At 70.7% G+C, this 20,879-nt stretch carries 19 protein-coding genes and 2 pseudogenes; 9 read left to right on the forward strand and 12 right to left on the reverse strand.

What is annotated here, in order from left to right; genetic code table 11:
- The first annotated feature begins 13 nt into the window (after window positions 1–13).
- On the forward strand, window positions 14–448 hold the full coding sequence (locus ABT085_RS08420) for a VOC family protein (RefSeq protein WP_351603610.1): 435 nt from the start codon (window positions 14–16) through the stop codon (window positions 446–448).
- 16 nt (window positions 449–464) lie between these two features.
- Here the strand turns inward: ABT085_RS08420 and ABT085_RS08425 are convergent, their stop codons facing one another.
- Window positions 465–698 carry a hypothetical protein gene (locus tag ABT085_RS08425; RefSeq protein WP_351603555.1) on the reverse strand — a complete coding sequence of 78 codons (234 nt, stop codon included), beginning with the start codon at window positions 696–698 and terminating at the stop codon, window positions 465–467.
- Window positions 699–838: 140 nt separating this feature from the next.
- On the reverse strand, window positions 839–1,096 hold the full coding sequence (locus tag ABT085_RS08430; protein ID WP_351603557.1) for a hypothetical protein: 258 nt from the start codon (window positions 1,094–1,096) through the stop codon (window positions 839–841).
- A gap of 313 nt (window positions 1,097–1,409) precedes the next feature.
- On the opposite strand from ABT085_RS08430, the gene ABT085_RS08435 reads away from it, so the two are divergent.
- On the forward strand, window positions 1,410–2,648 hold the full coding sequence (locus ABT085_RS08435) for a PP2C family protein-serine/threonine phosphatase (RefSeq protein WP_351603559.1): 1,239 nt from the start codon (window positions 1,410–1,412) through the stop codon (window positions 2,646–2,648).
- 114 nt (window positions 2,649–2,762) lie between these two features.
- Here ABT085_RS08435 and ABT085_RS08440 read toward each other — a convergent pair whose 3' ends face one another.
- The 4 genes and pseudogenes from ABT085_RS08440 to ABT085_RS08455 all read right to left on the reverse strand — a co-directional run.
- On the reverse strand, window positions 2,763–4,295 hold the full coding sequence (locus ABT085_RS08440) for an MFS transporter (protein ID WP_351603561.1): 1,533 nt from the start codon (window positions 4,293–4,295) through the stop codon (window positions 2,763–2,765).
- Window positions 4,296–4,580: 285 nt separating this feature from the next.
- Complete coding sequence (locus tag ABT085_RS08445) at window positions 4,581–5,051, reverse strand: carboxymuconolactone decarboxylase family protein (protein ID WP_142146753.1); 471 nt, start codon at window positions 5,049–5,051, stop codon at window positions 4,581–4,583.
- An 84-nt stretch (window positions 5,052–5,135) separates the two neighbouring features.
- Window positions 5,136–5,879, reverse strand: a complete 744-nt coding sequence (locus ABT085_RS08450; RefSeq protein ID WP_351603612.1) for an SDR family oxidoreductase — start codon at window positions 5,877–5,879, stop codon at window positions 5,136–5,138.
- A 387-nt stretch (window positions 5,880–6,266) separates the two neighbouring features.
- Window positions 6,267–7,697: pseudogene (locus ABT085_RS08455) on the reverse strand (FAD-binding protein); the annotation flags it as partial.
- Window positions 7,698–7,914: 217 nt separating this feature from the next.
- Between ABT085_RS08455 and ABT085_RS08460 the strand changes: the two are divergent.
- On the forward strand, window positions 7,915–10,695 hold the full coding sequence (locus ABT085_RS08460; RefSeq protein WP_351603563.1) for a helix-turn-helix transcriptional regulator: 2,781 nt from the start codon (window positions 7,915–7,917) through the stop codon (window positions 10,693–10,695).
- Window positions 10,696–10,802: 107 nt separating this feature from the next.
- Window positions 10,803–11,222 carry a hypothetical protein gene (locus tag ABT085_RS08465; RefSeq protein WP_351603565.1) on the forward strand — a complete coding sequence of 140 codons (420 nt, stop codon included), beginning with the start codon at window positions 10,803–10,805 and terminating at the stop codon, window positions 11,220–11,222.
- Window positions 11,223–11,233: 11 nt separating this feature from the next.
- Here ABT085_RS08465 and ABT085_RS08470 read toward each other — a convergent pair.
- A pseudogene (locus ABT085_RS08470) lies at window positions 11,234–11,794 on the reverse strand (IS5 family transposase); the annotation flags it as partial.
- A gap of 400 nt (window positions 11,795–12,194) precedes the next feature.
- On the opposite strand from ABT085_RS08470, the gene ABT085_RS08475 reads away from it, so the two are divergent.
- The gene (locus ABT085_RS08475) at window positions 12,195–13,553 is read left to right on the forward strand and encodes an NAD(P)/FAD-dependent oxidoreductase (RefSeq protein ID WP_351603567.1); all 1,359 of its coding nucleotides are present in this window, start codon (window positions 12,195–12,197) and stop codon (window positions 13,551–13,553) included.
- On the opposite strand, the gene ABT085_RS08480 is transcribed toward ABT085_RS08475, so the two are convergent.
- The 4 genes from ABT085_RS08480 to ABT085_RS46665 form a co-directional block, all read right to left on the reverse strand.
- Window positions 13,543–14,085 (reverse strand): hypothetical protein, encoded by a 543-nt coding sequence (locus ABT085_RS08480; RefSeq protein WP_351603569.1) that lies wholly within the window; start codon window positions 14,083–14,085, stop codon window positions 13,543–13,545. The genes ABT085_RS08475 and ABT085_RS08480 overlap by 11 nt on opposite strands.
- 83 nt (window positions 14,086–14,168) lie before the next feature.
- Entirely contained in the window at window positions 14,169–15,626 is a 1,458-nt protein-coding gene (gene tnpB, locus ABT085_RS08485; protein ID WP_351603571.1) for an IS607 family element RNA-guided endonuclease TnpB, read from the reverse strand.
- Complete coding sequence (locus tag ABT085_RS08490) at window positions 15,623–16,201, reverse strand: IS607 family transposase (RefSeq protein ID WP_351603572.1); 579 nt, start codon at window positions 16,199–16,201, stop codon at window positions 15,623–15,625. Before ABT085_RS08490 ends, tnpB begins: the two co-directional genes overlap by 4 nt.
- 213 nt (window positions 16,202–16,414) lie before the next feature.
- Window positions 16,415–16,702, reverse strand: a complete 288-nt coding sequence (locus ABT085_RS46665) for a hypothetical protein (protein ID WP_502982693.1) — start codon at window positions 16,700–16,702, stop codon at window positions 16,415–16,417.
- A gap of 283 nt (window positions 16,703–16,985) precedes the next feature.
- Between ABT085_RS46665 and ABT085_RS08500 the strand changes: the two genes are divergently transcribed.
- Complete coding sequence (locus ABT085_RS08500) at window positions 16,986–17,228, forward strand: hypothetical protein (protein WP_351603573.1); 243 nt, start codon at window positions 16,986–16,988, stop codon at window positions 17,226–17,228.
- A gap of 600 nt (window positions 17,229–17,828) precedes the next feature.
- Here the strand turns inward: ABT085_RS08500 and ABT085_RS08505 are convergent.
- Window positions 17,829–18,593: a class I SAM-dependent methyltransferase gene (locus tag ABT085_RS08505; protein ID WP_351603575.1), complete on the reverse strand. Its 765-nt coding sequence runs from the start codon at window positions 18,591–18,593 to the stop codon at window positions 17,829–17,831.
- Between the two features lie 786 nt (window positions 18,594–19,379).
- Between ABT085_RS08505 and ABT085_RS08510 the strand changes: the two genes are divergently transcribed.
- From ABT085_RS08510 to ABT085_RS08520, 3 genes are all read left to right on the forward strand, one after another.
- Window positions 19,380–20,042, forward strand: coding sequence for a sigma factor (locus tag ABT085_RS08510; protein ID WP_351603577.1), 663 nt, complete (start codon window positions 19,380–19,382; stop codon window positions 20,040–20,042).
- A 135-nt stretch (window positions 20,043–20,177) separates the two neighbouring features.
- The gene (locus ABT085_RS08515) at window positions 20,178–20,525 is read left to right on the forward strand and encodes an SDR family NAD(P)-dependent oxidoreductase (protein WP_351603614.1); all 348 of its coding nucleotides are present in this window, start codon (window positions 20,178–20,180) and stop codon (window positions 20,523–20,525) included.
- A complete protein-coding gene (locus ABT085_RS08520) occupies window positions 20,456–20,794 on the forward strand; it encodes an SDR family NAD(P)-dependent oxidoreductase (protein ID WP_351603616.1) in 339 nt (112 codons plus the stop codon). The genes ABT085_RS08515 and ABT085_RS08520 overlap by 70 nt, the downstream gene beginning before the upstream one ends.
- The last annotated feature ends 85 nt before the right edge of the window (window positions 20,795–20,879 follow it).

Here is a 20,879-nt window from a genome sequence, read left to right on the forward strand (position 1 = left end):
GAGCGCCGACGTCATGCAGCTCAAGCTGGCCGTCCTGGTACTGCCCGTCTCGGACGTCGACCGGGCGAAGTCGTTTTACGAGGCCGTCGGGTTCCGACTGGATGCTGACCATGCCATCGACGCCTCCTATCGCGTGGTGCACATGACGCCCCCGGGATCGGCGTGCTCGATCCTGTTCGGGACCGGAGTCACCACGGCCGCCCCAGGCTCGGTGCGGGGCCTGCACCTCGTCGTCTCCGACATCGAGCAGGCCTGCCGGGAACTCGACGCGAGGGGCGTGGTGACCGGCGGAATCTTCCATGACACGAGCGGTGTGTTCCACCGCAGCACCGATGAGAAGCGGGTCGAGGGACCCGACCCGCAGCGTCGTGACTATCACTCCTACGCCGAGTTCAGCGACCCGGACGGCAACGAATGGGTGCTTCAGGAGGTGCCGGCGCGGGCCTGAGAGGCTCGTGCAGTGTTCAACCGCGAGGGAGGGCGTCCTCCGGGGATCCGGAGCGACGCTCACCTGCGCCGTGTGTCGTCGCGGTGTCGCGCAGGGTCTGGAGGGACTCGGCGATGGACGCGATACGTGTGTTCACGACGTGAATGGCCTCACGGAGCTGGCGCAGCCGCCCCTCGAGAGCCGTCGCCTCGGCCGTGAGCGACGCCGCGACCGTGGCGGGGTCCGCCTGAAGATCAACGCCTCGGGACATCTTCCCGGGCCTCCTCGGATCGTGTCGGACACCAATCCCCGTACTGACCGGACAGGGGGCGCGCTTGTGACAGCCGGAGGCGTCGTACCCACAGTGGGGCGGGTGGCCCGGGGCGGGGCCGCGGCTGACACGTCCTGGGTTCAGCAGGCTTCCAGGGCGAAGTCGCCCAGGATGTGCTGTCGTATTCGCCGCACCTCGGCGTGATCGGGTTCCATGGGCACCTGGCCGCGGGCGTCCCGCTCGGAGGCGCTGTTGGCCCGGCGCACCGCTGCGCACAGGGCTTCGGCGCTGTCCGGCGCCTCGCCGACGACGTAGTACAGCCAGACGATCCGGGAGTCGTCCGACCGGCACGGCAGCCCGACCAACCAGGTGCGGGAGTCTCCGGGTGTGCTGAACATGAGGTCTCATCTCCGTTCTCTGCCGGCGGCGATGGCGGCAGAAGTGGGTGGGGCTCCGCGAGGAGTTCCGCCCTTTCTTCATTGACTGGACAGCGCCCCGGTTCGTGACAGCGAATCGGCCTGTTGCAGCTGTCCCCCTCAACTGCCGTGGCGCGGCTCGTGGATGGAGATCTTGGTGTCACAGATACGTGTGTGCCCCTGTCTCATGAGCGAACAGATCGGGCCAGGCAGGAGAAATAGGGTGTGCGTTCCGCGAGCCGCCGACACTCGTGCGTGGAGCCGCCATCGCCTCTCGCCGCACGAAAGAACACACATGAGCATCCCCATTCCGAGGCCGGACGTTCCGGCCGTCGATCGCTGTGGAGGACATCGGGCTCGCGAGGCCCGTCCCCGTGGGGACTTCTCCTTCTGCCGCGACCTCCGCGTGGTTCTGCTATCCCAGGACGAACAGGACGCGGTCCACGTCCGGCGGCTGCTTCCGAACCGGCTGGCCGATGCGCTGGTTTGGCACACGAGCGTCGAGGAAGGATGCCGCACGTCCGGCACCCACGGCCCGCTGTGCGTTCTGGTGGGCAGCACACCGGCCGGACGGACCTTGGCCGACGTCGTCACCCGGGTACGCCGCCACGCCCCCGATGCGGCCGTGCTCGTTCTTGAGGGCACGTATGCGTCCCACGCCTTCCGCTCTGTCGCCGGCTCGGTGCAGGGCCGGGCCGATCACCGCCGCAGCGCTCCCGACGAGTTCTGCCGGAAGATCTGGGTGGCGCTGCAACGTGCCGTCGCGGGGCGCACCGTGGCGGGCGAGGAGATCGCGCGGGACAACGCCCTGCTGGAACGGGGCCTGTTGCCCGACCTGACGCTGCAGGCAGACGGCTTCACGACCGTCTTCCACTACGCGCCGGGTCGCGCGCACACCTTGCTGGGCGGTGACTTCTGCGATGTGGTGCGCGGCGACGACGGCAGCGCCCACGTGGTCATGGGCGATGTGTCCGGGCACGGTGCCGCCGCGGCCGCCCTCGGTGTCCACCTGCGCCTGGCATGGCGCACGGCCGTGCTGTGCGGGCAGAGCCAGCTGGAACAACTCCATCTGCTCGAACGCATCCTGACCGAGGAACGAGCGGAGGAGGAGACCTACGCGACCGTGGTGTCCCTGGTCCTGTCGCCCCACCGCCGCACCCTGCAGACGGTCACCGCCGGCCATCCGGGCTTTCTGCACCGGCACAGGGGAGAGGTCCGTTGGGTGGAGCCGCCGCCAGGTCTCCCGCTGGGACTCTTCCCCGGGCAAAAAGACTGGCGCGAGAGCGAGATGGCGATGCCGGACGGGGACGGCATCGTGCTGTTCACCGACGGACTCTACGAAGGTCGCACGGCCGGCGGACGGCTCGGGGAGGAGGGCTTGCTGAGGCTGGCCGGTCAGCTCGCGCATCTGGAGGCGCAAACGTTCGTCGATGCCTTGGTAGGCGGCGTATCGCTGCTGGCCGCCCCGTTCGGTGGGCTACGGGACGATGTGGCGGTGCTTCATCTGTCCTGCGACGGAGGGGGCGGGGTTTGATGTTCTGCCGACCCGCAGGACCGGCCCGGCCTACGGACGAAGCCGGTTCCCGCCGGGGAAGGGGCGGGAACCGGCTGGCAAATGCGCCCCGGCCGGGGGATCTCGGTTCTCGACCTAGTCGAGGGCCCGGTGATGGGCGAGGCGCGACACCAGCGGCGGCTCCATCAGCCAGCCGTGAGCCCGGCCGTGCCGTGCGTTAGAGGTGTCGGCGGTTTCGCGCAGCAGTGCGAAGGCCATCACCGCGCCGATGGCCAGCAGGCCCGCGCACAGGGGCATGGCCCGGTTGAACGCCGTGTCGAAGGAGTCGGGGGAGCGGTAGGCGTCCGGGCTCATGCCGACCAGCAGCGGCAGTGCGGCCACGGAGACCAGCCCGGCCGCGCGTGCGGCCGCGTTGTTGATTCCGCTGGCCAGGCCCGCGTCGGCGGCCTCGACCGAGGCCAGCAGCGTCACGCTCAGCGGAGCGACCATGATGACCATGCCCGTCCCCATCACGAGCAGGGCGGGCAGAACGTCGGCGAAGTAGGAGGCGTGCGCGCCCACCCGCGCCGTCATCACCATGCCTGCCCCGCACACCACAGGGCCGACGGTGAGCGGGATGCGCGGTCCCAGGCGTTGGGCGAGCGTCCCGGAGCGGGCGGAGAACAGCAGCATCAGTACCGTGCTCGGCAACATGGCGGCGCCCGCCGCCAGTGCCGAGTAGCCGGCGACGATCTGCAGTTGCAGGGCGGTCAGGAAGAAGAACCCGCCCAGCCCGGCGTAGACGCACAGGGTGATCAGGTTGATGGCCGTGAACGGCCGCGACGAGAAGAGCGACAGGGGCATCATCGGATCGCTGCTGCGCCGCTCCACCAGCAGGAACGCGGCCCCGGCCGCGATACTGCCCGCGGCCGCGGCAAGGGCGACGGGCCCGCCGGAACGGGCTTCGGTCAGCGCGTAGGTGACCAGAGCGAGCGTCAACGCGCCCAGCGCCGCACCGGCGAGGTCGAAGCCCCGCCGGGACGGGGTGTGGGTACCGGCCGGGACGGTGGGCTGCTGAGGCCTGCCGACGGACTCCGGGACGTGGCGCATTGCCAGGGGCACGCACAGCAGCGCCGGGGGGATCGTCAGCAGAAAGGTCCAGCGCCAGCCGGGGCCGTCGACGAGCCATCCGCCGAGAAACGGCCCGAGTGCCGCCCCGATGCTGCCGAACCCGGACCACAGGCCGATGGCGCGCGGCCGGTCGTCCGGGTGGAAGGAGGCTTCGATGATCGCCAGTGAGCCGGGGGTGAGCAGCGCTCCGCCGACGCCCTGGAGCGCGCGGGCGGCGATGAGCGTGGTCGTGTCGGGAGCCAGTCCGCACAGCAGGGACGCCGCAGCGAACCAGATGATGCCCAGGACGAAGATCCGGCGTCGGCCGAAGCGGTCGCCCAGGGATCCGCCCAGCAGGATGAGTCCCGCCAGGGTCAGCATGTAGGCGTTCACGGTCCACTGGAGTGCGGCGAGGTCGGCGTCGAAGTCGTCGCCGATGTGCGGTAGCGCGACGTTGGTGACGGTCGAGCCGAGCAGCACCATGCCGGAGCCGAGGACGGTGGCCAGAAGGGTCCATCGGCCACGGGCGCTGGCGATGCGCAGGAAGGCCGGGTCGCTCGGGGCGGGGGAGGGGGGCATGTCGTCTCCTTGGGACAGTGGGCCAGGAGGCGGCCGGTGCGTTCGTGCCGGGCAGCGGGTGCGGCGGGTCGGTCTTCTCGTCTACGCACGGGTGCGCTGGGTGGCGCGTCGCGTATGCCCGGGGTGCGGTGGTTCGCGGGTGGGCCTTCGCGTGGGACCCGGGGTGCTGCGGTTCGCGGTGTGGCGTCGTGTGGACGCAGGGTGTCCGAGGGTCCGTCTCCCGCTCGGTGGGCCGGGGCGAGCGGGAGACGGACGGTGGGCGTCCGGCGGGCCGGAGCGCGCGGGTCAGCCGAACATGCCGGGCTTGTAGCCGCCGGCGGGCTGTTGGTTGATGACGTTGATGCGGTTGTAGGCGTTGATGATCGCGATCAACGAGATCAGCGCGGCGAGCTGGTCCTCGTCGTAGTGCTTCGCGGCGTTGGCCCAGGCCTCGTCCGACACCCCGCCGGCCGCGTCGGCGATGCGGGTGCCCTGCTCGGTGACCTCCAGCGCCGCGCGCTCGGCGTCGGTGAAGACGGTGGCTTCGCGCCAGGCGGCGACCAGGTGCAGCCGCTGCTGGTCCTCACCCGCGGCGACGGCGTCCTTGGTGTGCATGTCGGTGCAGAACCCGCAGCCGTTGATCTGGCTGGCCCGGATCTTCACCAGTTCCTGGGTGGCGACGGGAAGCGCCGAGTGCACAGCGGCCCCGGCCGAGTTGAGGTGCTTCATGACCTTGCCCGCGAGAGCGTTGCCGAAGTAGTTGATGCGCGCGTCCATGTAGGGATCCTGAGAGTCGAGTGATGGGAGATGAACTGACGTGAGGTTGCTGCGATTTCGGGGCCGTGGGCTCCGGGCTCGCCGTTACTGCTTGCTGCTCCAGTCGGCGAAGTGCGTCTCGCCGAGCTGTGCGTCGGGGCCGGGCAGCAGGTCGGACTCCTTGAGGGCGGCGCCCCAGTAGAGACCCTTCGGGTCCGTCACGACCGTGCGGGGGTCGTTGTGGGCCGCGAGGCCCTTGCGGATGAAGTCCTCCAGGGTGAAGGTGTCGGGGCCGGCGACCTCGACGATTCCGTTGACCGGAGTGCCGACCGCCGTGCGGCCGACGGCCGCGGCCACGTCGCCTGAGAAGATGGGCTGGATCTTGATGGGGGCGACGGACACTGTTTCACCGCTGGTCGCCGAGTCCGCGAGGGTCTTGGCGAACTCGAAGAACTGCGTGGCGTGGACGATCGAGTACGGCACTCCGGAGTCCCGGATCATGTCCTCCTGGACCTGCTTGGCCTGGAAGTAGCCGGACTGCTGGAGGCGGTCGGTGCCCACGACGGACAGAGCCACGTGGTGTGTGACGCCGGCGGCAGCCTCCGCGGCGAGCAGGTTGGTGGTGGAGGCGCGGAAGAACTCCATCACCGCGTCGTCGTCGAAGGAGGGGGAGTTGGAGACGTCGACGACGACGGAGGCGCCCTTCAGGACGTCGGCCAGGCCTTCGCCGGTGACCGCGTTGACTCCGGTGTTCGGGGAGGCTGCCACCGCCTCATGACCGTGTTCGTTGAGCTTGGAGACGACCTTGGAACCGATGAGTCCGGTTCCGCCGATCACTACGACCTTCATGGACTTTCCCTTCACTGATCTCGCACGGTGCCCGGTGGGTCTGCGGCGACCTCGTCCACGGCACCGGCCGCGATGGCTCGTACCCTCCTGACCAGGCGACCCCGGCATCTGTGACAGGGCGGCGCACAAAGATTTCGCGCCGCTGTCGATCGCCCTCACACGGCGGGTCCGGCATCGTCGGACGCGTCGCGCCACGGCTCGGTGATTCCGGTCGGGGCGGGCCAAAGAGGTGTGCGGCGCACGCCGGTCGTCGCGGACCACACCATGGCGTCCGGCAGGGCGGGCGCGGCGCCGGGGCGGTCGGACCGGTGGTGGCAGTCCTGGGGCCCGAGCACACTGGAGGGTCGCCCGGGCGGCGAGCACGGCGGATCTGAGGTCGTAGGCGTGCGCCAGGTCCGAGAAGCCGCCGATGTCGATGTGCACGCCGATGTCCGCCGTCCGGGCCTCGATCTCGTCGAGTGCGGTCAATCCCGCGACGAGTCCGGCCTCGTCCCGGACCACGCCGGCGTGGTCCGTCATCAGGTGCCGTACCGCGCGCTGCAGAGCGCGGGCGTTGTGGTCGCCGTCGGCGGCCACCAGGCGGAGCACGTCGGCTTCCGCGGCGCGGGTCGCGGCGGGTGAGTGGCGTGGACCGGTGAGTGTGGCGGAGTACTCCACCGCGGCGCGCCCGGCGATCCGCCCGCGGGTGAGGACTTCGGAGAGGGAGTCTTCTTCCGGCCGGTGCGGGCCGCCGACTGCTTCCCCGATCGCGAAAAGCCCGTCCACGTCGGTGCTGTGGTCCTCGGCCTCGACCCAGATGCCGCCCAGGGAGATGCAGGCGGTCGGCACGACCTCGACGGGGTCGCGGGTGATGTCGAGCATCTGCAGTTCCAGTAGCGTCCGGTGCAGGTGCGGCAGCCGTGCCAAGACCGTGTCACCGGGCAGGTGGGACAGGTCCAGCCAGACGCCGCCGGACCGGGAGCCGCGGCCTTCCTGGATCTCGGTGTAGGACGCACGTGTGACGGTTTCCTGGGCGGAGAGCTCCATCCGCTCAGGGTCGTAGCGCGTCATGAACCGCTCGCCGAGGTTGTTGAGCAGCACGCCGCCCGCGTGACGAGCGCTGTCGCTGACCGGCATGTCGGCGGCGTGGTCCGGCTCGATCAGCCCGAAGGGGTGGAACTGCACCAGGTCGGGATCGCGCAACCGGGCACCGGCCTCGGCGGCCAGCCGTAGGGGGTCGCCGGTGTTCTCGTGGCGGCGCGAGGACGTGTGCCGCCAGATGCGCGTGTGCCCGCCGGTGGCGAGGATCACCGCGTCGGCGTGCACGAGGTAGCGCGAGCCGTCGACGAGGCCGAATCCGTAGGCGCCGAACACCGTTCCGTTGTCGACCAGAAGCCGGGTGACGTACACGTGCGGCAGGACGGGGATGGCGAGTTGCCGCCCGCGCACACGCAGGGCCCGGTGCAGGTCCGGGCCGGTGAGCCGTGTGGTGGACGTGCTGTCGGTTCGGCCGGGGCGCCTGCCGCGGGGCTCGACGCCGTCGATGGGCTGCGCGGCGGCGCGCGGCGCGATCCGCTCGCTAGGCGGAGCGGCCGGTAAGCGGCTCTGCCGCGACGTGTCAGCCGAGTGCCGCTCCCCGGTGTCGCCAAGGCGGGCAGGGGCGGGCGCCCACTCGGCATCGTCCCACGCCGCGCTGGCCGGGGCGTCTTCGCGGGCCCGTTGGGTGACCACGACGACCGCGACACCGGCCTCGGCGACTTCGATGGCCGCTCGGAGGCCTGACGCACCGCTTCCCACCACGAGAACAGACGTGGTGAGCTGGTGTCCGAGCGAAGACATGGGTCCTCCTACGACAGCGAACGGACAGGATCATTGGTTGGGATCGACCGGACAGACCCCCGATTTGTGACAACTTCAGCGTGTTTCCGGGCGTGGAAGTAGTCACACCGTCTGTCCGCACCGCGGGGGAGGGGCCGTGGGTATCGTGACAAGGATTCTTCCGAACACCGCTGTGGGAGCACTGTTCCCCCGGGATCCCGCCGAGGAGCCGAGTCGCATGATCGCCAGCCCGCTTCCCGCTCTGGTCGGCAGGCAGCGTGAGTGCACGGCGCTCGACAACCTGCTGGCCGGCCTTCGGGCCGGCGGTTCCCGCGTCATGGTCGTCCGGGGCGAGGCGGGCATCGGCAAGTCGGTGCTGCTGGAGTACATGGCTGCGCAGGCGTCCCGGGTGCAGGTGACCTGGGCGCGCGGTGTCGAGGCCGACATGGAGCTCCCTTACGCGAGCCTGCACCAGGTGTGCGCGCCGTTCCTGGACGGTGTCGAAGAACTGCCGCAACCCCAACGTGACGCCCTGCGCGTGGCATTCGGGACGGCGGTCGGCGATCCGCCCGACCGTTTCCTGGTCGGCCTCGCCGTTCTGACCCTGCTCACCCGCGCCTCGGAGACCCGGCCGGCGCTGGTGCTGGTGGACGACGCTCAGTGGCTGGATCAAGTGTCGTTGCAGACACTTGAGTTCGTGGCCCGGCGACTGCTCGCGGAGCCGGTCGCCATGGTGTTCGCGGTCCGCGACCCCGAGGGGCAGTCCGCGCTCGCGGGCCTGCCGGCGCTGCAACTCAGGGGACTTGACGCCGCTTCGGCCGGTGAACTCCTGGAGGGAGCTGTGGGGGGACGGTTGGAGGAGCGGGTCCGGGACCGGTTCGTGGCCGAGACACACGGCAACCCGCTGGCGCTGCTGGAATTCTCCCGCGGCCGCAGCGCCGCCGAACTGGCCTACGGCGTCGACGCGTCGAGTGCCCCGGTCGTCCAAGGGCCGGTGGCCAGCCGCGTCGAGCGTGATTTCGCTGGGCGGCTCGGTGCGCTGCCGGCCGCGACCCGCACCCTGCTGCTGATCGCTGCGGCGGAACCGGTGGGCGACGTGCGCCTATTGATCCGCGCGGCCGCTTCCCTCGGCATCACTCCGGACGCCGCACCGGCCAAGGCAGCCGGCCTGATCGAGTTCGGCGAGCCCGTACGGTTCCGGCACCCGCTGGTCCGTTCGGCGGTCTACCACGGAGCCGAGCCGGAGGATCGACGTGCGGTGCACCGGGCCCTGGCCGAGGCCACGGACCCCCTCCTGGACCCTGACCGGCGCGCCTGGCACGCCGCGCAGGCGGCCGACGGGCCGGACGAGGAGGTCGCCGCAGGACTGGAGCAGGCCGCCGACCGTGCCCGGCAGCGCGGGGGCATCGCGGCCGAGGCGGTTCTGCTGGAACGCGCGGTGGAGGTGACGCCCGATCCCTGGCCGCGAGGGCGCCGGGCCCTTGCGGCGGCCGAGGCGCACTTCTCGGCCGCCGCGCCCGAACGGGCCACGGAATTGGCCGCGGTGGCCGACCTGTATCCCCTCAGCGTCCTGGACCAGGCCCGCCTGGCACGTCTGCGGGCCAGAATCCTGTTCGCCCGCAGTCGCAGCGACGAGGCGGCACCACTGCTCCTGAACGCGGCGGCACAGTTCACCGCGGCCGGATCTCCCCTGGCGCGGGAGACGTACCTGGAGGCGATCAGCGCGACCATCTTCGCCGGCCGGGTCCATGGTCCGACAGGCGCCCGCGCCGCGGCGATCGCGGCCCGCGCGTCCGGGGCGCCCTCCTCGGGCTCCAAGGCCGCGGACGCTCTCTTGGACGGTGTGGCGGCCCTGCTCGCGGACGGCTCGGAGACGGCCGTCCCGGCCCTGCGCGAGGCACTCGACCTGCTCGAGCACGAAGAGCTCCGCACGCGGGAGGCGACCGTACGGTGGCTGCTGCTGGCCCCGGTCGCGCTTGAGTCGTTCATCCACTGGGCCTGGGACCTGCATGCCTGGGACACACTCTCGACTCGCGCAGTGCGTCTGGCCCGCGACATCGGAGCACTCGGCAGCCTGCCGCCGGCTCTGATCTACGCGGGCGGGGTGCACATCCACTACGGCGACTTCGCCGAGGCCGACCGGATGATCGACGAGGCCGACGCGATCGCCACCGCGACCGGCCACGCCCCGCACAAATACGCCACACTCGTCCTGGCCGCGTGGCGGGGTGAGGCGGATGTCGCCGCCGGCATCATCGAAGAAGCCAGAGAGCGCGCCGTGCAGCGGGGCGAAGTATCCCTGCTCGGTGCCATGGGCTACATCCAGGGCGTGCTCTTCAACGGACTGGCCCGCTACGAAGAGGCGATCGAGGCCGCCCGCACCGGTATCGAGCACGACGGGTTCAACTTCACTGGTCTGTCGCTGGTCGAACATGTGGAGGCCGCGACGCGTTGCGGTGAACTCGACCAGGCCCGCGCCTCGTTGGCCCGCCTTAACGAACTCACCCGCGCCGCCGACTCCGGGTGGGCGCGGGGTGCGAGCGCACGCAGTGAGGCGCTGCTGGCAGACGGTGAGGCGGCCGACCGCCTGTACCGCACGGCGATCGAGGAATTCGGCCGCGGCGGGGTTGTCGTGGAGGTGGCACGCACCCACCTGCTGTACGGCGAGTGGCTGCGGCGCGCACAGCGCCGCGCGCAGGCCCGCGAGCATCTCCGCACGGCCCACGACATGTTCGACGCGATGCCGGCTCACGCGTTCGCCGAACGGGCCCGCCGTGAGCTGATCGCCACCGGCGAGCAGGTGACCGCGCGAGAGACCACACCGGCGAACGTTCTCACCCCGCAGGAGTCACAGGTCGCAGCCCTCGCCGCCGACGGCATGACGAACGCGCGGATCGGCGCGGAGCTGTTCATCAGCCCCCATACCGTGGAATGGCACCTGCGGAAGGTCTACGTGAAGCTCGGCATCAGCTCCCGCCGAGCCCTGCCGGACGTCCTCGACAGCGCACGGGCACGGTGAGTTAGAACCGACAGCCATCACGAACCCGGGGGCCGCGCACCTATGGGTGACGGCATACAGTGCCTAGGCCGTGTATCGGAAGTGAACCGTGTGCATAGGGTGTCGGCATGTCACTGGGTCACATAGTCCTCTCGTCGGGTCGTTCGATCCAGCTCACTGAACTACGGATGTCTTCGACCTACGGAGGGATGCTGGAGGGCTACCCGTGCAAGCGCATCAACGACCGGAAGGTCAGCTGGCTCCAGCGACAGGCCGAGCACGAGTTTCCCTCCATGCCGGTCCATCTCGTTCCGCCCTCCCGCGAGTACCCGGACGAGACCGCCGGCGCCTTCGGTCTCGTTGAGGTGCTGCCTTCAGTGGCCTGCATCGGTGTCTTCGACTCCGCGGCGCTCGACCCGGCAATGGACGGTTCCACCCTCGTCGTCGCCGGGTTCCAGCCAGTACCGGAAGTACCGGTGGGCGAGGATGCTGATCTCGCGCTTCGCGGCATTCGCTGGGAGGAACTGGCTCAGGACTACGAGCTGTAGCAGTGTGCTGGTCACAGCCACTCGTTGATGGCCGCGACGAGGACAGTGGCTTCAAAGCGGACCGCGAGCTTGGCGTAGCGGGTGGCCACGGCCCGATGGCGCTTGAGGCGGTTGATTCCGCACTCGACCACGTGACGCTTCCGGCAGTCGACCGGGTCGAAATGCGGTGGTCGGCCACCGCGGGAGCCTCGCTTCTGACGGTTGCGTGCCTGGTCGGCCTTGTCCGGGATGGTGCAGCGGATCCCTCGGTGGCGCAGGTAGGCGCGGTTCTTGCGGGAGGCATACGCCTTGTCAGCGCGCACGCGATCGGGACGGACGCGCGGCCGACCCGCCCCGACGCGGGGCACGCGGACTTTCTCTAGCACCGTTTCGAACTGTGGTGAGTCGCCACGCTGCCCTGCCGTCACCACGATCGACATGGGCTTTTGGCCCTGCTCGACCGCCAGATGCAGCTTGGTCGTGAACCCGCCACGTGAGCGGCCCAACTCGTGATCAAGAGGCTCGGCGAACACGCCGCCTGGCGGTTCCTTTTGCAGATCACCCTGCCGACGAGCCCCGGCCGCATGCTGATGCGGCCCGGACGCGGAGTACGCGCTGCCCCTTCAACCTGCACGCCGGCGCCGCCGCTCGTTTGCCCGGCCGGCGGATCGCGCCGGGACTTCGCCTGCCGGGAGGGCCGGTTAGGCTGGCGAGCTCACCGCGCTCGCCTCCCCTCTTCTACACCTCCGGCCGGGCATTCGAGCGGCGCCTTCATCCTGCAGTTCTTCCGCTGACTCCTCGGCTGCGGCGCCGGCCAGTGGTCCAAGAGGATGTACACCATCCAGTACGGCCACCGCACGTCCCTGGTCTCCGAAACTGACATGCGAGCGAAGAGGGCGCGCACGTAGCCCTGGCACGTGATCCGGCCACCGTGTCACACCGAGTGCCGACGACCGGTCTAGAGGGTTAGGACCGAGAGGAACAGAGGACACCGTGCGTGAGATCTTGATCGTGGGTGGCGGGTACGCGGGCTTCTACACCGCGTGGGGCCTGGAGAAGAGGCTGCGGCCGGGCGAGGCGCGCGTCACCGTCGTCGACCCCCGCCCGTACATGACGTACCAGCCCTTCCTGCCCGAGGTCGTGGCCGGTTCGGTGGAGGCCCGGCACGCGGCGGTCTCGCTCCGCCGTCACCTCCACTACACGCGTCTGGTGGCGGGCTCGGTGACGGAGATCCGCCACAGCGCGCGCACGGTCACGGTCCGCCCGGAGTCCGGGCCATCCCTCGAGCTGCACTACGACGTGCTGGTGGTGACGGCGGGGGCGGTCACCCGGACCTTCCCGATTCCGGGGCTGAGCGATCAGGCGTACGGACTCAAGCACGTCGAGGAGGCGGTGGCGATCCGCGACCGCCTCCTCACCTCGTTCGACCGTGCGGCCGGTCTGCCGCGCGGGCCCGAACGCACCAAACTGCTCACCGTCACCGTCGTCGGTGGCGGATTCTCCGGAGTGGAGGGATTTGGTGAGCTGCTGGCCCTGGCGACCGCGTTGCTCAAGCAGTACCCGGAGATCGGCGCGGACGAACCGGCCTTCCACCTGGTCGAGGCACGGGACCGCATCCTGCCCGAGGTCGCGGACCGGCCGGGCGCCTGGGTGGTGCGTTCACTGGAGAAACGGGGGGCGCGGGTGCACCTGAACACCCAGCTGGTCTCCGCCGAGGACGGCCGGGTGCGGCTGTCGGACGGCACCGAGTACGACTCGGGCCTGCTGGTGTGGACGGCCGGCAACGCCGCCAACCCGATCGTGCACAACCACAGCGACCTGCCCGTCGACGAGCGGGGCCTGCTCACCGTACGGGCGGATCTGCGGGTCACTACGGACACCGAAGTGGTGCCCGACGCCTGGGCGGCGGGGGACGATGCCTCGGTGCCCGATCTCGCGGCCGGGAGGCCGGGCGCGCACACCGTGCCCAACGCCCAGCATGCCGTCCGCCAGGGCAAGCTGCTGGCGAAGAACATCCTGGCGTCGCTGCGCGGCCGTCCGACCAAGGACTACGTGCACCGCAGTCTCGGTGTGGTGGCCACACTCGGGCTCGGCCGCGGCATCTTCCAGTACCGGGGCCTGGTCATCAAGGGGTTCCCGGCCTGGCTGATGCACCGTGGCTATCACGTTCTGGCCATACCGAGCTGGGAACGCAAGACGCGTGTGTTCGCCGTGTGGGTCACGGCCCTTCTCTACGGCCGCGACATCGTGTCGCTGGCGTCGGTGCAGCACCCGAGGGAGGCATTCGTCTCCCGCGGCGAACTGCGCCGAGGAGAGGAGCCCGCACAGCCCGGAGGCCGGCTCACGGCATGACGGCGCGGTACAGCCCGCGGCCAGCCCGCTGGACGCGCGAGGCGCCGACGAGACGGTCGAGCGTGCTGCGGACGGCGTTGATGCTGCCGCTGTCGGTGTCACGTCCCAGAGCCGACGCGACGTCGCGGGCGCGGACCTCGGTGTCCCCGGCCTGCGCGAAGTACGCCAGGATCTGCTCCGTGAGCTTGCCGTACGTCGTGCCGCCGTCGCCCGCCTCGTCGCTCCGGCCTGCCGTGGCCGGGGGCTCTGCGGCGGCTTCTGCGGTTTCCGCGGCGCGCGCGGCCTCTGGCTTCGCCGGCGACGGGACGCTCACGTGGGCGGGGCCCCGCGGTGATGGGGCGGCCGCCGGGCCGGCGCCGGGCATGAGGGCGTGAAGGGCGTCGAGCGCCCGCTGCACGGAACCGAGATGGGCGGTGACCGAGGCCAGTTCCCTCTCCAGCGCCTGCTTCTGGATCTCTAGCCGAGCCAGGTTCTCCTGGAGACTATCGGCGGTACTCTCGATGGCGCGAGCCGTCTGGGTCACGGAGCCCATGGGTTCCTCTCGTGCTCAACCGTTGCTGAGTTCGTAGTCAGGTCTCGGCATTCCGGGCATTTCGGCCCGGAAGGTCCGTCTCGTCACCAGAGCGTCAGGGGCTCGGCTTGAGTGCGGTCTCTCGTTTCCTCCTGCTGCTGGTGCGGCAGGGTTGCGCCACCTGCCCGCCCCGCCTCCGCCGTGCGGCCGCGGCGGGTGGTGCGGGTCTTCTGGTCGGCTCCGCGAGGCTTCGACGCCGCCGGGGCGGTGTCTTGGTCTCCGGCCACTCCGGTACCAGTGATGCAGGCTGCCGCGAGGGCGGCGAGGTTGCGTGCGGCGTTGTCGTCCCGGTCGATGACCAGGTGGCAGGCGTCGCATGCGTAGGTCCGTACGTGCAGCGGCAGCTTGGCTTTCACCGTGCCGCACCCGGAGCAGGTCTTGGAGGAGGGATACCAGCGGTCGGCGACCACGAGGCAGGTGGCGTGGCGCTGGCGGGTCTTGTAGTGGAGCTGGCGGCGGATCTCGCCGAACCCGGCGTCGGTGATACGGCGGGCCAAGCGCCGGTTCTTCAGCATGCCGGCGACGTTGAGGTCTTCCACCACGATGGCGCCGTACTCGGCGGCCACCGTGGTGGTGAGCTTGTGCAGGGCGTCGGCGCGCAGGTTCGCCACCCGGTGATGCACGCGGTTGCGAGCGGCGTTGGCCTTCTCCCACCGCTTCGACGGCTTACGCCCGCTCCTGCGGTCGGGTCCCTGACGGCGGGACACGGTCCGGCAGGCGCGGCGCAACTGCTTCAGGGCCCGGTCGTAGTGCCGCGGATTGGCGGCGGTGCGGATCTCACCGGTGCTGTCGGCCATGACGGCGAGGGACTTCACACCGAGGTCGATACCGACCGCCACGTCCGGGCGCGCCACGCGTTCGAGGTCGCGTCTGACCTCGGCCTGGAAGGACACGAACCAGCGTCCGCGCTCGTGGCGCACGGTCGCGGACAGGATCCGCGCCGTCCCCGCCCGGACACGGGCCAGGAGCTTCACCGTGGGCTCGTGGGTGCGGATCGTGCCCAGCCTCGGCAGCGTGACATACCTGCCATCGCGCTCGGCCCGGATGGTGCCGGTGGTGAACCGGCAGGCAAGGCGGGCCTTCCGCTTCGACTTGAACCGGGGCGCACCCACACGCTTGCCGCGCCGCCTGCCGTTTTTCGACTTTGCGTAGTTGTCGAACGCGGCCGACGCGTTCGCCAGGCCGGTGGAGTACGCCTCCTTGGAGTTCTCCTCCCACCAGAACGCGAACCTCACATCGGTGTGCTTGGCCTCGTTGAACGCCTTACGCAGGGCGGGCAGCGACCACGGCCGCCAATCCGTCAGCGACTCCTCGGCGATGCCGTAGGACTCCTCCGCGCGGCGCTGCCACCACGCGGCGCTCACCCAGCCCACAGCCCAGTTGTACGCGGCCCTGGCCGCGCCGCAGTGTGACCGCAACGCGGCCTCCTGGGCGGCGTTCGGATCCAGAGCGAACCGGAACGCCTGCACCACAAACCCGGACTGCGGCCGGAACTTCTTCACCCGGCAGCCTCGCCGGTCGCCACAGCCACCGCACGGGCCACACGGTCCTTCGCCGCCCGCTGCCCGTACAAGCGGGCGCACATCGACGCCGGCACCTCGCTGATATCCCGTACAAGGTCTTCAGTGGTCCCGGGCGGGTCGAGGACGACCAGGCGCCGCCCGGACGCCAACAGCACGGCTTCGAGGTACTCGACCCCGAACCAGGCCAGCCGGTCCCGGGACTCGACCACAATCACTGCCGCCTGCGGGTCGGACAACAAACGGTGCAGCTTGCGGCGCTCCCCGTCCACCCCCGAGCCGACCTCGCTGACGACCTCGGCGACGGCCAGGCCCAGCCCGTTCGCGCCCAACACCACCCGGGCGGCCCGCCGGCCAAGGCCGGCCTTCCGGCCGGCGGACGACACACGGCAGTACGTCACCACACGCCCGGACGACTGGACAGCGGCGACCTCGTCGACCAGCCACGTCCCGGACGGCGCCTGACGGACCGGAACCGGCATCTTCGCGTCCTTCACCCACCACCAGGCAGTCTGGTCACTCACGCCCCGCTGACGCGCCCACTCCGACAGCTTCACGAAACCAAGATATCGAGATACGCGACTACAGATGACTATGAGTGACTAAAAGACCTGTAGCAGCTTTTGCCCCTGTGTCCTGGCGGGACCGCTCGATGTCCCGGCCCGCCCCCCGCGGCACCGGGGGGATGCTGGCGAACATCATATGCAGCGGCCCCGTCGGCCGAGAACAGAGTGGGCGGTTCCACGCAGAACACACCGTTGATCGGGCCGTCAGGGACGGCGGGCCGGGGACGGAGCGAGCCCTGTGGCGCTCCCTTCGTCCGTCGGCGGCGCCTCGTGGGCGCCCGCTGCGGGCGACCGTTTGATCTTCTCGGACACCGCCTGGCCGGGCGGGATGGTGATCTCGCGGAGGACGTAGTCGGTGTCGCCGACGGTCCGCTGGGCCAGGACCCGGCCGCTGACGCCGGGGCCGCCGGGGGTGGCCTGGGCGGTCGTCGAGGCGAGCGAGAGCCCTATGAGGCAGGCTCCGACGACCGCGGCGCGTGCTGAAGTACGCATGATGATTCGGTACGTGAGGGCGAATAGCGGCCCGGGGCAAGCGGCCCTCAGGGGCGGCCCGTTCACATGTAACACTGTATTGCCACTGAGTGGGTCGGGGCGCCGAGGTTCGGTCCGACAGTGTGTTTCGTTGCGGAGATGCCAGCGTCTCTCCCACTTCCCGGTGCGGTGGAGGCAGCGGGTAACGTTCCGTGCGACGCCACCCTGCGGGTGGGGGAGTCGGTATGGAGCACATCGGCGGTGCCCTGCCGCTCGCGAACTGCTCGACGAGCGGTGGCACTTGGTGGAGGTCGCGCAGTGGATGCTGGGCAGCCGGGTGACGGCCAAGTGCCTTACCGACGAGGCGTACCGGCGGTGGTACGGGCTCTCCGGCGGTGAGCGTTCGCGCATCCGGACGCCGCGGACCTGGTTGAGCTACGTCGTGGGCCGCCCCGCGCTGGCCCGGCCGGCCGCGCCCGGGCCACCGGCCGGGATCGGCGAGGCGTTGCTGGGGTCGGTGGAGACGTGGTCACCCGCGCGTCGGTAGCGGAGCGGGCCGATCCGGCGGTCGCGCCCGGCACGGCCTGGGCGCCCGGGGCGGCCAGCCAGCGCCGCCGGGGCGGCAGGAAGAGTGTGCGCGGGCCGTGCGGCGGGCGTGCGCCGACGGAGATCTCGACGGTCTCCGGGCAGTGCTGGCCGACGACGTCACCGCGTACTTCGACGGCGGCGGGAGGGTCCGTGCGCCGACGTTCCCGTCACCGGCAGCGAGCACGTGGCCCGGAGCGTGCTCACCCTGCTCCGCGCCCAACCGCGGACCACCGTGGACACCTGGCCGGTCAACGGACGCGCCGGGTTGGTCCTCCGCCACCGGGGCCGGTCGGCGCGGTGGTCACCCTCGACCCGGCCCCGGTCCGCACCCGGGACGATGAGGGGCCCGTCGTGACCGTGCGCGCACAGTTCCTCCGCGGCCTTGCTGGCGGCCAGATCGCCCCTGACGATCACGAACGTCTTCACATGCGAGACGTTGCATCCCGTCCCAGTTGGTGTGACACACACGGCGAACCGTGCGGTGGGGACGTGCGGATGACTGGGCGGCGGGCCCGGTTGGGGCAGTGCGGCACCCGGGGGGCTCTTGAGGTGCGGCGTCTCACCGGCGGCCGCGCAGCGTCACGGCCAGCAGCTCCGACTCCTCGTACCCCGGGAGCAGGGCGAACCCGTGCGCTGCCAGCTCGCGAGTCAGCTGGGCGCGCGTCGCGGGCCACATCCAGAACGTCTCGGTGTGTTCCCGCAGCACGTCCTCGGCGTCCCTGACCCAGTAGTCGGCGCGGGTCCGGATGCGGTAGCCGGCGGCCGACATTGTCATGCGCCCGCCGTAGACGTGCGCGCCGACCCGCTTGTCCGCGAGCAGGCGCACGACGGTGCGGGCCGGGAGCCGGGCCGGCGGCAGCTGCACGAACAGCGAGCCGCCGGGGGTGAGAGCCCTGCCGAGCGCGGGCCACAACTTCTCGCGTACGCCGGGTGGAAGGCAGCCCAGCATGTTGTGGCAGACGGCCACGTCCGCGACCGTGTCCAGCGCGGTCTCGTCGAGGGGGTGCGGGTGCACGGTGACCCGGTCCCGCTGCTCGGAGGGCAGGGCTGCGAGCCGGGTCAGCAGCGACGTACGCATAGCCCGGGCCGGTTCGACGGCGTGCACGTCGGCCCAGGAGTCGGCGAGGGCCAGCATCGTCACTCGCCCGGTACCGGCCCCGACGTCCAGCACGCCGGTGCGGGCGTCGGCGATCTGGCGTGCGTAGAGCCGGCGGACCCGGGCTTCGTCCGCGTCGGCCTGCAAGAGGTCGTAGAACTCCGCGGTGACCGCGTAGGAGTCGGATTCCCGTCGGAGGCCCGACGGTCCGCTGAAGATAGTGTGCATGCCCGACATGACAACGTATGAACATAATATGTGACAGCGAGGACAGGCGACCGCAGCGCGGACTGTTGTCACAGAAGCACACGGTGCGCAGTCAATAGCCCGGCTCCGTCCGCGACCTTTCGGGGCGTTCCGGGACCGGACCGGAGCCCCGGAAAACGTCGTGAGAGCGGAGTACGTCGTCATGACCGCGCGATCCCCCCAGGTATGGCTGCCCGCACAGTTCGGCCGCCTCGCCGATCTGCCCCCGGGCCTCGACTACGCCCGCTGGGACGGCCGTTCGGCCTTTCCCACGGACCCGGCGGAGGTCGAGTTCTACGTGCCCCCGCTGACCAAAGACATCGGCGTCACTGCCCGGCCGCTGGCCCTCCCCGGCTCACATGAGCCGCCGCGGCGACCCGGGCGTCAGCCGATACGTCCCGCATCAGGTCGGCGACATGGGTAGGGGTCGGCGGGATGGCACCCTGCCGCACCCCGGTGGCCGGGGACCACACCAGAGTGACCGTCAGATTGAGATCTCTTCCGACCACGACATCAACGTCCTCATGCGGTAGCGGGTACAGGCCGGGTCGGACGACGGGTCATGAGTGGGCCCCACGGGCTCGGCCACGGGGTCCCCACGGGGGTGGCCCATGGAAGCCCCACGGGTTCGGGGAGCGGCCCCCCGGGGAGTCCCACGGGGGGCCACGGACTCCACCACGGGGAGCCAGGGGCGTGGGGGCGGGGGTCCCGCGGCGAGGGTGGAGGCGCGCCCTGGACGGGCGGCCCTTCCACCACGAGGAGTTCCCCATGCCCGCGACCGGCTCGCAGACCATGACAACCGAACCCGCGCTCGCCCGGCCGGCCGGGGAAGACGACATGGGCGCCGCCCTCGACACCTTCCTAACCGAGCGGACACGGCTCTTCCGCATCGCCTACCGCATTCTCGGCGACGTCACCGGAGCCGAGGACGTGGTCCAGGAGGTGTGGCTGCGCTGGCAGCTCACTCAGCGCGCGGAGGTCGACAACCCGACCGCGTTCCTGGTGACGGCGACCACCCGGCTGGCCATCAATGTCGTCCGCTCCGCCCGCCACCGCCACGAGGTCCCGGTCGAGCCGCAGTTGGCCGACTTCGGCGACCGGGCCGCCCCGGACCCCGTACTGAGCGTCGAGCGCAGCGTTGCGGTCGAGGGGGCCCTGGCCATGCTCATGGCGCGACTGACGCCGGACCGGCTGGCCGCCTACGTCCTGCGCAAGGGATTCGGGTACGCCTACGCCGAACTCGCGTCCCTGCTGCGGATCAGCGCCCCGAACGCGCGTGTGGTGGTGCACCGGGCACAGGCCCGGCTGGAGTCCGGCCGGGAGCGCCCGGTCCCCGTCGAGTCGCACCGCCGCCTCGCCGCGGCGTTCCGGACGGCCGCCCACACCGGCGACCTGGACGGCCTGGTGAAGGTGCTTGCCCCCGCCGCGTGACGAGCCGCCGACCGTTTCACACTGTTCAATCTTTAACCGTTGAGTGGGGCACGCCATATTGAGTGTGCATACCAGTGAAGACAGAAGGAACATGTGATGTCCGCAGACCTTTCCGCCTTGACCTTCGCGGGCCACATGGCCGTCGTGACCGGAGCCGGTTCCGGCATCGGCCGGGCCACGGCAGTCGCCTTCGCTGAAGCCGAGGTGATCAGGACCGCCGTACGGCGGTGGGGACGCATTGACCACCTGGCCAACAACGCGGGTGCCACAGCGGTGATGAGACTCGCCGACACCGACGAGCAGACTGTCACGAACTTGCTCACCCTGAACGTCGTCGCGCCGAGTCTCCTCGCCCACACGCCGCCCTGCCACACCTGCGCGAGACCTCCGGCACCATCATCAACCTCTCCAGCATCCACGGGCACCGGCCTATGCCGGGCGGCGCGCACTACGCGGCCACCAAGGCCGCCGTCCAACAGCTGACCCGCAGCTGGGCGCTGGAATTGGCGGAGGAGGGAGTCCGCGTCAACGCCGTCGCCCCCGGCCCCACCCGCACCGACGTCATGCTGCACGCCGGAACCACCCCCGAGGCCGCCGACGACATCTACGCCTACGAACGCGACCGCATCCCCACCCACCGCATCGCGGGCACCGAAGAGATCGCCCACTGGGTCCTGCGGATGACCGACCCCGCGGGACGGCACGCCACCGGCCAGGTCGTCACCGTGGACGGCGGCCTGGAACTCGTCTGACACCGCCTCGGACAGCGAAGCCGATCGGTGGTACTTCCCGCCCCCCCCGTGTCACACATCGGGCACCGGACCGGTCAAACCCCTC

The organism is Streptomyces sp. NPDC002265, from assembly GCF_040296125.1.
Classification (GTDB): Bacteria; Actinomycetota; Actinomycetes; order Streptomycetales; family Streptomycetaceae; genus Streptomyces.

Bases quoted from the DNA above. Each gene is read 5' to 3' on its own strand.
- ABT085_RS08465 (WP_351603565.1), top strand. From the start codon at position 10,803: ATGTCACTGGGTCACATAGTCCTCTCGTCGGGTCGTTCGATCCAGCTC.
- ABT085_RS08510 (WP_351603577.1), top strand. From the start codon at position 19,380: ATGCCCGCGACCGGCTCGCAGACCATGACAACCGAACCCGCGCTCGCC.
- ABT085_RS08420 (WP_351603610.1), top strand. From the start codon at position 14: ATGCAGCTCAAGCTGGCCGTCCTGGTACTGCCCGTCTCGGACGTCGAC.
- ABT085_RS08425 (WP_351603555.1), bottom strand. From the start codon at position 698: ATGTCCCGAGGCGTTGATCTTCAGGCGGACCCCGCCACGGTCGCGGCG.
- ABT085_RS08480 (WP_351603569.1), bottom strand. From the start codon at position 14,085: ATGGGCTCCGTGACCCAGACGGCTCGCGCCATCGAGAGTACCGCCGAT.
- ABT085_RS08515 (WP_351603614.1), top strand. From the start codon at position 20,178: ATGGCCGTCGTGACCGGAGCCGGTTCCGGCATCGGCCGGGCCACGGCA.
- ABT085_RS08440 (WP_351603561.1), bottom strand. From the start codon at position 4,295: ATGCCCCCCTCCCCCGCCCCGAGCGACCCGGCCTTCCTGCGCATCGCC.
- ABT085_RS08435 (WP_351603559.1), top strand. From the start codon at position 1,410: ATGAGCATCCCCATTCCGAGGCCGGACGTTCCGGCCGTCGATCGCTGT.
- ABT085_RS08460 (WP_351603563.1), top strand. From the start codon at position 7,915: ATGATCGCCAGCCCGCTTCCCGCTCTGGTCGGCAGGCAGCGTGAGTGC.
- ABT085_RS46665 (WP_502982693.1), bottom strand. From the start codon at position 16,702: ATGCGTACTTCAGCACGCGCCGCGGTCGTCGGAGCCTGCCTCATAGGG.
- ABT085_RS08505 (WP_351603575.1), bottom strand. From the start codon at position 18,593: ATGCACACTATCTTCAGCGGACCGTCGGGCCTCCGACGGGAATCCGAC.
- ABT085_RS08445 (WP_142146753.1), bottom strand. From the start codon at position 5,051: ATGGACGCGCGCATCAACTACTTCGGCAACGCTCTCGCGGGCAAGGTC.
- ABT085_RS08450 (WP_351603612.1), bottom strand. From the start codon at position 5,879: ATGAAGGTCGTAGTGATCGGCGGAACCGGACTCATCGGTTCCAAGGTC.
- ABT085_RS08430 (WP_351603557.1), bottom strand. From the start codon at position 1,096: ATGTTCAGCACACCCGGAGACTCCCGCACCTGGTTGGTCGGGCTGCCG.